The organism is Candidatus Zixiibacteriota bacterium, assembly GCA_026397505.1.
GTDB lineage: Bacteria > Zixibacteria > MSB-5A5 > GN15 > PGXB01 > JAPLUR01.
Map to the genome: position 1 here is coordinate 13,818 of JAPLUR010000050.1, position 12,732 is coordinate 26,549.

12 protein-coding genes are annotated in these 12,732 nt (G+C 50.6%); all 12 read right to left on the minus strand.

Going from position 1 to position 12,732, the window contains the following annotated elements; all coding sequences use genetic code 11:
• Positions 1 to 13: 13 nt before the first annotated feature.
• The 12 genes from NT002_04280 to NT002_04335 are packed head-to-tail and all read right to left on the minus strand — an operon-like array spanning position 14 to position 12,676.
• The gene (locus NT002_04280) at positions 14 to 1,564 is read right to left on the minus strand and encodes an aspartyl protease family protein (GenBank protein MCX6828479.1); all 1,551 of its coding nucleotides are present in this window, start codon (positions 1,562 to 1,564) and stop codon (positions 14 to 16) included.
• A 27-nt stretch (positions 1,565 to 1,591) separates the two neighbouring features.
• Entirely contained in the window at positions 1,592 to 2,815 is a 1,224-nt protein-coding gene (gene rodA / locus NT002_04285) for a rod shape-determining protein RodA (GenBank protein MCX6828480.1), read from the minus strand.
• Positions 2,812 to 4,632 carry a penicillin-binding protein 2 gene (gene mrdA / locus NT002_04290; GenBank protein ID MCX6828481.1) on the minus strand — a complete coding sequence of 607 codons (1,821 nt, stop codon included), beginning with the start codon at positions 4,630 to 4,632 and terminating at the stop codon, positions 2,812 to 2,814. The genes rodA and mrdA overlap by 4 nt, the downstream gene beginning before the upstream one ends.
• Before the next feature lies 1 nt (position 4,633).
• Complete coding sequence (locus NT002_04295; GenBank protein MCX6828482.1) at positions 4,634 to 5,119, minus strand: hypothetical protein; 486 nt, start codon at positions 5,117 to 5,119, stop codon at positions 4,634 to 4,636.
• A gap of 6 nt (positions 5,120 to 5,125) precedes the next feature.
• Positions 5,126 to 5,908, minus strand: coding sequence for a rod shape-determining protein MreC (mreC, locus tag NT002_04300; GenBank protein ID MCX6828483.1), 783 nt, complete (start codon positions 5,906 to 5,908; stop codon positions 5,126 to 5,128).
• Between the two features lie 30 nt (positions 5,909 to 5,938).
• A complete protein-coding gene (locus NT002_04305; GenBank protein ID MCX6828484.1) occupies positions 5,939 to 6,391 on the minus strand; it encodes a PTS sugar transporter subunit IIA in 453 nt (150 codons plus the stop codon).
• A gap of 14 nt (positions 6,392 to 6,405) precedes the next feature.
• Positions 6,406 to 6,573, minus strand: a complete 168-nt coding sequence (locus NT002_04310; protein ID MCX6828485.1) for a Trm112 family protein — start codon at positions 6,571 to 6,573, stop codon at positions 6,406 to 6,408.
• Position 6,574: 1 nt separating this feature from the next.
• Positions 6,575 to 7,543 (minus strand): acetyl-CoA carboxylase carboxyltransferase subunit alpha, encoded by a 969-nt coding sequence (locus NT002_04315; protein ID MCX6828486.1) that lies wholly within the window; start codon positions 7,541 to 7,543, stop codon positions 6,575 to 6,577.
• A 27-nt stretch (positions 7,544 to 7,570) separates the two neighbouring features.
• Positions 7,571 to 8,614 carry an MraY family glycosyltransferase gene (locus tag NT002_04320; GenBank protein ID MCX6828487.1) on the minus strand — a complete coding sequence of 348 codons (1,044 nt, stop codon included), beginning with the start codon at positions 8,612 to 8,614 and terminating at the stop codon, positions 7,571 to 7,573.
• 10 nt (positions 8,615 to 8,624) lie between these two features.
• Positions 8,625 to 9,503 carry a glycosyltransferase family 2 protein gene (locus tag NT002_04325; protein MCX6828488.1) on the minus strand — a complete coding sequence of 293 codons (879 nt, stop codon included), beginning with the start codon at positions 9,501 to 9,503 and terminating at the stop codon, positions 8,625 to 8,627.
• Positions 9,504 to 10,232: a polyprenol monophosphomannose synthase gene (locus NT002_04330; GenBank protein ID MCX6828489.1), complete on the minus strand. Its 729-nt coding sequence runs from the start codon at positions 10,230 to 10,232 to the stop codon at positions 9,504 to 9,506. It abuts the gene before it with no gap.
• Complete coding sequence (locus tag NT002_04335; protein ID MCX6828490.1) at positions 10,229 to 12,676, minus strand: hypothetical protein; 2,448 nt, start codon at positions 12,674 to 12,676, stop codon at positions 10,229 to 10,231. The genes NT002_04330 and NT002_04335 overlap by 4 nt, the downstream gene beginning before the upstream one ends.
• Positions 12,677 to 12,732 lie beyond the last annotated feature (56 nt).

The window sequence follows — 12,732 nt, forward strand, 5'->3', positions numbered from 1 at the left end:
TTCCGGCGACTTTCTACTCTTTGCCCGGCAATATATAGAGTTTCTTCCGGCTATAATCCATCAATATCGAGAATTTCTGTAACATCTGGTTTCCAATATTGCCATCCAATTCTGTCGACCGAAACACTCCTAAATTCCCCGCCGCGATAAGCAGCCGCGGTCTTTTCACTTCAACCGTGCCCAGACGGAAAAGGTTTCCGACCGCAGCTCTCGCTCTGGCGGAACCACCAATTCCGCCAATACCGCCGGCCATTTCCTTTATATCGGAAAATCCCGCTTCCAGATTATATTTGTCCACCCATGACTTATGGAGAATTAACTCCAGAGCGTTCCCCAAATCCACTACAAATTTGCCGGAATGCCCATCAATTTCAGCCGTCACCACAGGGGCTTTCATAATAAACTCGAGGTCCACCGCATATTGGGAATCGGGTGGCACAAAGCGCTCCGGATTATAAAAAATCAGTTCTCCCCGGCTATAATCGATCCGGACGGGGAATCTCGACAGAAGGTCGTATCCCAGAAGCCCGCCCAACCGGCCGGGAGTTTCCAGGCTGAGGTCGTTCAAACCAATCACTGCCACCCGCTGATCGAAAAGCCGCACGCCGCTCAGAGTCAAAGTGTCCAGCACTGCCACCGCGGTCGATTCATAACCGGCCACTCCCTTGGCCGAAATATTGCCCGAAATCGTCAGCCCCAATTCCCCGGCGAAACCCCTTTCTATGACATTCAGTCCCGCTCCCGAATCCAGAATGAAAAAGACGTTCTTCTTCCCTTTCACTTCCGCCTCGAGAAAAATATGCCCTCTCAGATATTTCATTGGAATAATGACCGAATCGGAACTCTTCGGGAAGAAGTAATCGACCGGCTGAGTCGTCGGCATTTGAAATATGGTGTCATCCAGCGGAATATTGACGTTTATTTCGGAAAACTGCATCACCGAGTTGAGTTGTGGCAGGGAGGATTCCGAGCGACCGGCAAATGGAATTTGGACTCCGTCAACTACCCGAAAATCGGATAAATAAGTATAAATGGGAATCTCATCAATATATTCAAGAACGATTTCTATTCTCCGGGTCTGCATATTTTGAAAGAGGCGGATAGTATCCCCGCCCTCGGGAAGCGCGATAAAAATCCCATATTTCAGCTCACCCATCAGAGTATCCTTCAGGAGACGGCTCCAGCCGGGCATCCGGTCAGTCAGGAAATAGGATTGACCGGTCAGGTAGGTATTGCTGATGATCCGTTTCTTTTCATTACCCGTGATTTCCTCCACCCGACCGTTCTGATCCTTCATCCAGGCTGTAACCCCGTCATACCCCTCAGACGATTCAATGATTCCCAGATCAATGGCGACATAAACCTTGTTGGGGGCCTTGAAATAGATTTCGCAGCTGCCCGACATACCGGCCATTTGCATGGTGCCGGTCTGTTTCAACGAATTGATTTTTTTCGCCTGCTCTATTAAATGCTTCGGCGCTTTTTCTGTAAGCGATTGACTCTGCGTCCGGGCTTCGCCTTCCAAAATTAGCAGGACAATCATTATCGAAATTGTCAGTTTCATCAAGCGCATCTTCACTCTACAGGAAAACTAGTACTCCATTCGGTTGCGATCGGCAAGAATAATCAGGCCTATTAGCGACCAGGCCAGCACCAGCGACGAACCGCCATAGCTGACAAAGGGCAAGGGCAATCCGGTCACCGGCATAAGACCGAAAGTCATCCCGATATTGACATAGAACTGAAAGAATAGAATGGTCAGCGCTCCCCAGGCCAGGTTCGAAGCAAACTTGGAGCGGCACCGGGATGCAATCTTCATCCCGTGATAGAAAAGATACGCGAAAAGGAGAACGATAAAAGTAGTTCCCAGAAGACCAAATTCCTCGCCGAGGACGGAAAAGATAAAATCGGTGTGCCTTTCCGGCAGAAATTTCAACTGACTTTGTGAACCGCCCAGATACCCTTTTCCCAGGAATCCCCCGGAGCCGATAGCTATTTTAGACTGAATAATCTGGTAACCCGCGCCGCGGGGATCGCGTCCGGGATCAAGGAAAGTGAGCACGCGCAGTTTCTGATAATCGGCCAGACGATTCCAGACAAACGGGGTAAAAACACCAAAAGCAAGATTTATGACAACGGTGAAAAATCCAAAAACCAAGCCGGGACGCAGCAGAAGAATATAGAAAATAAGGATCGCCAGGTAGATGATCCAGGGTATCCAGTGAAACGCCGCCAGTAACGATATCAGCGGCGAAACAATAAGTATAAGATAATAAGGCGATAATCCCGACCAGAACCAGAGGCTTAGGAGAAGGGCCACAAAGACCAGTGAAGTTCCCAGATCAGGCTGTTTCATGATCAGCAGGACTGGAATTATGGTCATTAGAGCGGAAAGCGTAAGACGTCTTTTTGATTCCGGCGCCAGTTTGGAGTAGGCAAAATATCTCGAAAGAGCAATCAATATCGCCAGTTTGCCGATATCGGAGGGGCTCACGCTGAGCGGTCCCAGAGCAAACCAGCGCGATGCGCCCATGCGCGCGCTGCCGACAAGAAGAACCAGGAGAAGCATTAGCAGGGCAAATAGATAATATGGATAAGCAATGACATCCAGAATCCGCAGGGGAATGCGGATAACCACAAACAGGGCCACAATGGCAACAACCAACCAGATCAACTGTCTGATATAAAAACCAAGCGAAGAACCGGTTGTGGCATCATATTGGGCCGAGTAAATAAGAAAAATGCCGATAATGGAAAGAATGATGGCTGGCGCCAGCAGGTGCCAATCAAGCTCTCTTAAATCAATCCCCATCATCGCAGCACCCTCAAACTATCACCGTTTTTGGCAAAAACCGAATCCGGCTTGGGATTCAGGTAATGGTCCATGATTTTGCCGGCCAGCGGAGCGGCCACTTCGGAGCCGTGTCCGGCATTTTCGACCAGGACGACAATCGCAATTTTGGGGTCTGCCGACGGAGCAAAAGCCACAAACCAGGAATGATCGCGTCCGTGAGGATTCTGCGCCGTGCCCGTCTTCCCCGATATCTCATAGTTCTTATTTCTCAGAGAACGGGCGGTCCCACGGGATCCCTGAACCACTAATTTTAGCGCTTCCCTGAGTTGGGTAATAGTCTTTTCCGAAAAGGGCAACCTGAAAGAAAGAGTTGGCTCTATTTCTTCGATTGTAGCATCGGGGTGGCGAATCTCCTTGACCAGATGGGGCCGGTACACCTTTCCGAAATTGGCCAGGCCGCAGTAGTATTGAACCAGCTGCAGAGGCGTGATGGTGTATTCACCCTGACCGATGGCCAGATTGACCACCAGAATTTTCGTCCAACCGCGCTTTCCGAAAACCCGGTCATAATAAGCGGTGCTGGGAATGATGCCGCTTAGCTCTCCGGCAATATCAATTCCGGTCTTCTTGCCAAACCCGCATTTGAAAGCATATTCGCTCCAGGTATCGATTCCGAGAAGCAGGCCGACCTGATAGAAATAAACGTCGCACGATTGTTCTACCGCATGATAAACATCAAGGCGTCCATGACCTTGGGGATACCAGCATTTGAAATAGCGATTGCCGAATTGCATGCCGCCGCCGCAACCGCGCAGCAGGGTCTCGTCGGTCATAAGCCCATTCTCAAGGGCGGGGCCGGCGGTAAATAGTTTGGCCGTCGAACCGGGCGGATAGATTCCCGCCAGAGGGCGATTGAGAAGCGGGTGATTCGAATCGGCTATAATCCCCTGCCAGATATCGGCCGGGATGATCCCCGAAAAGAGATTCGGGTCGAGATCGGGAAAAGAGGCCAGCGCAATTACCTCTCCGTTGCGCGGGTCAATTGCCGCCACGGCGCCGGAATAATTGAGGCTGTCGAAATTGGTCACAATAAAACGCTGGAGATCCATGTCGATGGAAAGGACCACATCCGAACCGGGCACGGCCGGAATTTTCGCCTTGCCTTCATACTGGCCGACAATCTGCCCCCGTGCCGATATCTCAATGTAATCGGTGCCTTCCAGCCCACGCAGTTGTCGATCATAAGCTTTTTCAATCCCCTTTTTACCGATCAATCTCCCCGGGCGGTAGCCGTACTGGGATTCCATATCGACTTCATCGGGCGACACCTCACCCAGATAGCCGATAAAAGTCTCCGCAGAAATCCCCTCCATATAGCGGCGAACCGATTCCACACTGTACGTCACCCCCGGATAAAATTCGCTGTTTTCTTCCAGGGCCGAGATGACTTCTATCCCCTGATCCCGACGGACGAGGGCCGGAATGTAAACACCCATGGCGTTGGCTGCCGCCTTATTCTTGATCTCCATGGTATCGACGCCGAGAAGATTGCTCAAACGCGGAATAGTTACCCCCTTGACAGTCTCGCAGGGTATCAGCGAAACGGTAAAGGACAGCCGGTTGTCGGCGATCATATTAAGCTTGCGGTCATAAACCACCCCCCGCTTGGGGATTATGGGTCGGATACGGATGCGATTATTTTCCGATTGTTTCAGAAAAGTCTGATGCCTTATGACTTGGTGATAAGAAAGGCCGCAGAAAATCACCAGAATCGCCAGAAGTCCGATCACTCCGGCAACATGCCCTCTCAACTCCTTGTCGATATAGTGGCGTTGCATTTCAAGACAAAACCTTTACTTTGCGCACCGAAATAAGACCGTCGCCGAAAAGCAGAAGCAGCCAGCCCAAAAGCAAAGTATATCCCGCACCGGGCAGTATATAGCGGTAGAGTACATAGACAAACTCATCGCTGGAAATGGCCAGTGTAATCACAATATTGTGCACCAACAACAAGGAGACAATGATAATCAGCCGGGAGGGAATGGAATCGAGGTTTATGCGGGTACTGATCTGCTTGGCAATGACGGTTATGGCGCACAGGCTGAAAATCTCCCATGGCATCAGGTCAAGGCGCTGGGTCGAAGCAATAACCGCCGTGCCGATCGCAAACCAGAGAGCAGTCGTTTCTCCCCGATAGATGGCAATCAGTATCACCAACAACCCGGCGAGATCGATGGTGATACCATAAATGGAAATCATATCACCGAGAATAGTGTTGTAGAAAGCCAGAAGGTAGAGATAAAATATGTACAGTATGATTCTCATATTTGCCTATCTCACAAGCACATACAGTTCATCAATTTCGGAAAAATCGACCGTCGGTTTAAGTCGGACGGCTTTGAGAATGTCGCCCACATTCGGATAGACCGAATCAACCACGGCCACGGCCAGCCCAACCGGATAAATTCCCCCCAGACCGGAGGATATAATCAGGTCACCTTTCTTTATCTCGGCGTCGCCCGGGAGATTATCAAACATCATCCCCTGTTCCGGCGAGAATTTGACCACGCCGATTTGACGGCTTTCGGCCACCCGCCCGGAAACCGCATTCCCCGGATCCGTCAGCAGTTGCACCGTCGCGGTGTGCGACATGACTTCCTTTATCTTGCCGACCAGTCCGTACCGATTGACTACCGGCAGATTGACTGTGATACCATCCTCACTCCCTTTATTAATGACAGCGGCGATAGGATAGAAATGCTGCATCAGCGAGAATATTTTCGCCGGAATCAGACGAAAACTGGGGGGAGGCTCAAAACCGATAAAGTCGCGCAATCGCTGGTTTTCGCGTCTCGCCTCGGTCAGGTTGCTGATCATGAGCGACGCCTGCGCCAGCTGGTTTTTGAGGAGACGGTTTTCCTCAGCCACATTCTGAAGGCTCTCAATATTGCTTCTCAATTTAAAAAAGGGAGAGTAAAAAAGAGTGGCCGAGAGATTGCCCGCAAAAAGGCGCACCCCCTCAGCCGAGATAGTTACAAGCAGAAGCAGGATAATCGCCAGACCGTAATTGAGGAGACGACGATTTCTGTGAAAAACCGTCGAAGACCATGTCATATATCAGGCGCCTCCCTGCGTCACCGAGCGTTATTCCACCGAGTCAATCATTTGAAGAAGTTCACCCGGTGAAGTTACTTTCATCATCTTGGCCCGGTTTTCTTCGGATTTCATAATATATGACAGCCGCGCCATAACATTAAGATGGGCTCCAATGGCATCCTCCGGGGCTGCAATGAGAAAAAATAGATGGGCCGGTTTGTGATCCATGGCGTCAAATTCAATGCCTCTTTCGGAACGGCCGAAAGCAATCACGATCCCCTTGGTGGCTTTGGTTTTGGCATGCGGGAATGCCACCCCATATCCAACGCCGGTGGTCACCAGGTTCTCGCGCTCCCGAACGTCCCGCAGAAGTTCGCCCGCATCCTTCACCAGATTGGATTTGGCCGCATGTTCCACCAGTTCTTTTAACACCCCATCTTTATCAGGGGCTTTGAGATTAAAATTGATCAAATCTTCCGAGCAAAATTTCGACAACTTCATATGAATACCTCAACCTAATAATTTTCCGCTTCATCCAGGAGCAATATGGGGATTTCATCCTCCACCCGGAACATCAGGCGGCAGGAATCGCATTTGAGTTTTTCCATTTCTTTTATATAGACAACCGTCCCTTTGCATTTGGGACAGGCTATAATCCTGAGCGCCTCTTCGGACAAACGCATCTTATGCCTCCTTCTCCCGATAGACTCCCATCTGACGGAATTTCCCCAGCCTTTTTTGAAGCAGGACATCCATGGGGAGAGCCTCGAGTTCTGCCAGAGCCCGCAGGATTTCATCCTTCAGAATAACCGCCATGGCCTGAAAATTGTTATGCGCCCCGCCCGGCGGTTCAGGGATAATTTTATCGATTATTCCCAGATCCAGAAGATCATTGGATGCCAATTTGAGCGCTTCGGCCGCCTCGGGCGCTTTGGAGGCGTCTCTCCAGAGAATGGCCGCACACCCCTCCGGCGAAATCACCGAGTACCAGGAGTACTCCAGCATATAAATCTTGTCGCCGATCCCGATACCCAGCGCCCCGCCCGATGCTCCCTCGCCGATAATGACAATAACAATAGGCACTTTCAAAATCGACATTTCTCTCAGATTCCGGGCAATCGCCTCGGCCTGCCCGCGCTCTTCGGCCCCGATGCCGGGAAAGGCACCGGGAGTATCTATTAGAATGACAATCGGTTTATTGAATTTCTCGGCCAGCCTGAACAACCTCAGGGCTTTGCGATATCCCTCCGGATTGGCCATGCCGAAATTACGAAAAAGCTTCTGCTTGGTGTCGCGCCCCTTCTGCTGCCCGACAATCATAACCGGTTTGCCATCGATGCGCGCGAATCCGCCGACCATCGCCTTGTCGTCGGCGAAATAACGATCGCCATGTATCTCAATGAAATCGGTCGTCATCAGTTCAATATAATCCAGAGTGTAAGGGCGACGCGGGTGCCGGGCCAGCTGTACTTTCTGCCAGCGGGTCAGCTTGGCGTAAATTTCGCTCCGGAGTTTCTCCATTTTCTCCTGCAGCGAATTGATTTCACCATCGAGTTTGAGATTATTACCCGAGGCGAAATCCTTCATGTCGGATATCTTCTTTTCCAGCTCCGCTATCGGCTTCTCAAAATCGAGGATCTGCTTATCCTGCATAGGCTCACGCGTCGGGCCCGCGCCCGACTATCCCTTCATAATCTTGGACATAAAGATAAGATATAATATAAAAATTACAACCATAAAAAGGAGCAAAAACCCCAGAACCAGTGTCCGTTCGAAGAAGAACATGGTCAACGAGATAGCACTGAAGACGACCCCCGACAGGTAGAAGAGTGCCACGATCTGTTTTTGTGACAAACCGGCATGCCCGAGGTAATGAAAAATATGCCGACGATCGGCTTTCATCACATTCTTCCCCGCCGCCAACCGCCGCAAAAATGAAGTCAGGGTTTCGGTCAGGGGCACACCCAGAACCAGTAATGGCAGGAATAAGGCGGCCGCAGTAAAAGACTTGATCGGCACCACCAGAGAAATCACCGCAAAGAAAAATCCGATAAGAAGCGAGCCGCAATCCCCCAGAAAAATCCGGGCCGGATGACGGTTATAGAACCAGAATGAAATTAAGGCCCCGAGCAGAATCAATGAAATCAGAACCACGGAGTCGATCTGAAACAGAACGCCGATTATGGCCATGGTCGCCGCGGCGATTGCCGAGACGCCTGCCGCCAACCCGTCTAACCCGTCGATAAGATTGATGGCGTTGGATAAGCTCACCACCCATATCACGGTGATAATGATATTGAGCCAGCCCATCTGTATCGTGCCGATGCCGGGAACGGAAAGAAGATTGATGGAAAGCCCACCCAGATAAAGAATCACACCGGCCAGGGCCTGGACGACCAGTTTGGGCCAGGCCGGCAGAGCTTTCAGATCATCAATAATCCCTGTTAGCAGCACAATGAATGATCCGATGAATATATGCACCAGCGATCCTTTTATATCGGAAAAGGCGGTCACTTCCACAAGAAGAAGCCCGGCCATGACAATCCAGATGACTATGAATATCGCCGTCCCTCCAAGATTCGGAGTCGGCTCTTTATGCCTCTTATGCCGTCCGGGGTAATCATACAAAGAGTACCTCTGACATACTATTATCGCCGCCCTGACCAGGATCAGTGAAAGCAGCGTTGAAAAAAGAAAAACAAAAAAGTACGTTGCCGGATTCATTTTAACTGCCTCACCATGCTTTCCGTGACCTCCGAAAACCGCCGATTGACTTTAGTAGGAAATTAACCAGCAACAGCAGGGGGAGCAGCAAGAGGGAAAAGCCATTGGGATATTGTTTCAGGAAATATTTCCAAACCGATATATGCTGGTAACAGTTGCGTCGCCATGAAGAAATGCCGGCTCCCTTCCCCCAGTCGTGAACCGCACCGGCCCGCGGAACAAAGTACACTTTCCTGCCCGACTGCCCGATACGGAGGCACAAATCGGTATCTTCCATAAAAAGGAAAAATCGTCTGTCGAATCCCCCCAGGTGAAGGAAAAACTCCCTTTCCAACAACATACAGGTGGCCGAGGCGGCGGGAACCGGTGATATCTTATCAAAATCACCCAGGGTGTAATGCCTGTTCATGCTCGCCGTCTCTTCTCCGGCGGTCAGGATGGAACCGCGCGAAAAAAAAATGTTTCGCGGCGTGGGCAATTGACGGCAGGTCGGTTGAAAGTGATCATCGGGATGCCGCATACGTGCCACCACCGCACCGGCTGAAGGAGAATTCCGAAGCGCCGCCAGCAAGATTTTTATACTGCCCCTGTCAATTATCATATCCGGATTGGCAAAAAGAAGATATTTCCCCTGCGCCGCCGCCGCCGCTTCGTTGACCGCCGCTCCGAAACCGAGATTGCGGGCGGACTCAATTATCCTCACTTTGGGAAAGGCCCCCTTGATGCCATTGACCGTCGTGTCATGAGATCCATTATCATAAATAATAACCTCGCCCCCGACGCTCTCAACTTCCGGCACCAGGGCGGTGAGGGAAGCCGTAATATTCTCGGCGGAGTTGCACGTCACTACAATCGCCGAAAGAAGGATATGGGAATTAACGGCTGGCACTTATTTCAATCTGCCCAGAATCGACATCAGCCGTAGATACCACACTCTCCAGATCGCCTCGCGGACGATTTTCTTGGACATCTTGGAGGCTCCCTTCTGACGATCGCAGAAAACAATCGGTATCTCGTGGATGCGGAACCCCTTTTTCCAGACCCTCATCGACACTTCAATCTGAAAAATATACCCGTTGGATTTGATGGCATCGAGGTTGATGTTTTCCAGGACTTCGCGGCGGAAACATTTAAATCCGCCGGTCCCATCTCTTACCGGCAGGCCCGTTATAATCCGGGTGTAAAAATTGGCGAAATAAGACAGAAGCAATCGGCTCATCGGCCAGTTGATAACATTGACTCCGGAAATATAACGTGAACCCAAAACCAGGTCGTACTCTTTGATGTCCTTCAGAAAATTGGGCACATACTGCGGGTCGTGCGAGAAATCGGCATCCATCTCGAATATATAGTCATATTTCCTCTCTATCCCCCATTTGAACCCGGCAATATAGGCCCGCCCCAGACCTTCCTTTTTCCGCCGGTGAAGAACATTCACCCGGGGATTCTCGCGCGCCATACGGTCGGCGATTTCGCCGGTGCCGTCCGGTGAGCTGTCATCAACCACGAGAACATTGATACTCCCGTCTTTCGCGAGCACGGCCCGAGTGATTTCCTCGATATTCTCCTTCTCGTTAAAAGTCGGAAATATTATGAGTGTCCGCTTGTTGTCATTCATACCGGTATGGTGGTCTTTCTTTTCGCTTTCATATTGTTATACAGATTCCCCCCCAGTACCACGGCAACGATCAGGAGGCCTATTATGGTAATCATCCGGGCGCGATTGTTGAACGACCGGTTGTACTTAAATATAACCTGACTCACTCCGGCCTTGATCGGCACCGCCCGGAAAGTACCATCGGCGCGGAGTACCGTGGTTTTGACGCCATCAACCCATACCTCCCAGGCAGGGTAATAATTGTCGACAAGTACCAGCAGACAATTGGCCGCAGGATTGACCCTTATCACTATCGAATCTCCGCTGTAAGCCGCCATTTCCGCAGAGGCGAGAAGCGAATCACCCGAATTTATTGCAAGCGGGGGATTCTCCTCAAGGAAAACCATCCGCCGCATATCACTCTGGCCCGAGAGAATTCGCGGAAATATATCTTTACGATCGGGAATGACCTCATATCTATTGACCAGGAATGCGCGGGGAAGAGCATTATCATTCCGATAAAGTGCAAGATTGCCGAAATCTTTCTCTTTCGTCAGCGGTTTTGGACCGAAATAATTCGGCGGTATCTGGGTCGCGGCCTGCGCTAGAATAAATTTCGCGCCGACCATGTTTATGAAGTTCGGATTGGCCAGATTGGTCATACCCGGTCCCCCCAGAAGCTCGTCATACCAGCGAAGCTGGTTGCCGTGATAGCCCGTCACCACTTCTATGCCGTGAAACGGCAGATCATCTTGCCGCATGGCGTTCAGATTGAACACCCGGAATTTTCCAGGCAACGATTTCAGATACTTGGTCATCTCGTCGGGCGTTACCTGTTGACGATAATCATAGGTACTGATAAAGCGGCCGTCGTATCGGATACCGTCAACCATGGTCAGAAGCGGCAATGCCATCAGCATCATGATTCCCGCTCGGCGGTAAAGATAGATCAAGACAGCGCCGGCGGCGGCCGCTGAAAAGAGAAACACAATCCAGATACCATGCTGAAGACCGGGAAGGTTCATCAACGCCAGCCGCCATTTCGTCATTCCTCCCTGACCGGGTATCGGCGTCTGGATCCCGCTATAGAAAATTGATGAGTACAAAGAGAGAATTGATTCCCCGGCCACGGCAAACAGCAGGGCGAAAACCAGAAAAGCGGCCGGAATTGCCGCCAGGTATATGGTAAGTCTTTTTTTGGTGACGGCGGAAAGCTGTCTTCCCCGCTCAATAAGATATTGTACCGCCATCCCCGCAAGAAGCGAAACTGAAAAAAGGAAAATAAACATTATCGTGCTGGGCGCCCGGAGAGACTTTACATTGGGAATCAAATAAAAGAATATCCGAAAAATCGGCGTCGTTCCGCCCAACGCATAGATGAGAGCAAAGAGCGCCAGCCCGCCGAAAAATATCGCCTCCTTGCGCCGATAGAAAAACAGGGCGATAAAGGCCAAAAAAAGCGGAATTACTCCGGCATATTCAGAATTATCCTTGAAAGCATTCTTGCCCCAGTAGAAATTCTGCTCCCCGCTGTTGTTTCCCGCAAATTCCGGCACGACCAGCGAAAAGGCCTCTTCCTCATGCATCGACCATGAAGTGGCCCAATCATAGCCCCGCTTCGTGTCGGCCCGCGGCGAATACTTGGTGGTGTAGATATATCCGGGATAGAACTGCACCGCCGAAATAAGAAGCCCGATTATTATCGCCCCGACGAATAATCCGGAAGGCTTCACAAGGGCCGTAACCGAACGGCACTGCCGGTAAAGATTGACGAGTTTGAAAACGCCGTAAAATGCAATCGCCCACAGCGCATAATAAGACAGCTGGGGGTGCGGGCTGAGAATGATAATCCCGATCACCAGACCCAGAAGAGAAAAATTCAGAACCGGTTTTCGTTCGAATGCCCGGTCCAGAAATAGAATGGTCAGGGGAAACAGCGTCGTCACAAAGATTTTGCCGTCATGACCCGGCGCCACCAGTGACACCAGATGGCCCGAGAACATATAAGCTACGGCCGATAGTGTCGAAGCCACCCGTGAAAGCCGGAATTGCCGGGCCGTAAAGTACATAAAAATTCCGGCCAGAAAGATATGCAAAACCAGATTTATCCCCAGCATCCGATAAAAATTGCCGAAGAATTTCAGAATCGAAAACGGATAGAAAATATCACCGTGGAAAGCATCGATGAACGGCAGACCTCCGAAAATATACGGATTCCATACCGGCACCCCGCCGTGAGTATTGACATAGTCGACATAGAAATGCCGAAAAAAAATGCCGGCGTTGATCGTATCCGAGCCGTGAAGCATCTGATCCGAAAAGATGAATTCCCCGAACAGTAAAACCACGGCCGCAAACAACACCAGAGCCAGAATCGGGAAGTAGTACTTATAAGTTTCAGGATCCCAACTGCCCCGTTCCGGCTTTCTAATCTGTTTGCCTCCGGTATCCTTTTTCCTGGTCAACTCAATTCTCCGATTTCTGAAACAGCCGCTTTAACTGGTATTGCATGCAACTGTCT